This window comes from Limnohabitans sp. Rim28 (assembly GCF_000293865.2).
GTDB lineage: Bacteria > Pseudomonadota > Gammaproteobacteria > Burkholderiales > Burkholderiaceae_C > Limnohabitans_A.
Genome location: NZ_ALKN02000058.1, coordinates 1 through 464, shown reverse-complemented (window position 1 = coordinate 464; position 464 = coordinate 1). Strand labels below are relative to the sequence as shown.

The following is a 464-nucleotide window of genomic DNA, read 5'->3' as shown; positions in this document are numbered from 1 at the left end:
GAACGCCACACTGACAACGGCGCAAAGCGAACTGGATGCAGCGCAGACGGCGCTTGCTAACGCGCTGAGCGCCATGAGCGACCCGGCCACACCGGCGCAACTGCTAGCCGTAGAGACTGCCCTGACGGTGCTGACGGCCAAGGCGGCAGCGGCCACGAGCGCAGCCAATGCGGCCAACGCGGCCGTGACGGCAGCTAATGCGGCGGCTACTGCAGCAGGCGAGACCCCCACCGACTTGTCGGCCATCACCAGCGCAGCGACAGCGGCCCTGTCTGACGCGGCCACCGTGAGCGCAGCCACCATCAGCAGCGAAAGCGTCACAGACGCCGAAGTGGCCAAGTGGGTGGCCCAGGTCAACACCGCCAACACCGCTTTGGGCACCGCGCAAACCGAACTGGATGCGGCGCAGACGGCGCTTGCCAACGCGCTGAGCGCCATGAGCGACCCGGCCACACCGGCGCAAC

The 464-nt window shown here is 68.3% G+C and carries 1 pseudogene; it reads left to right on the top strand.

Annotated elements, in window-relative coordinates:
- A pseudogene (locus B472_RS17180) lies at nt 1-464 on the top strand (hypothetical protein); the annotation flags it as partial.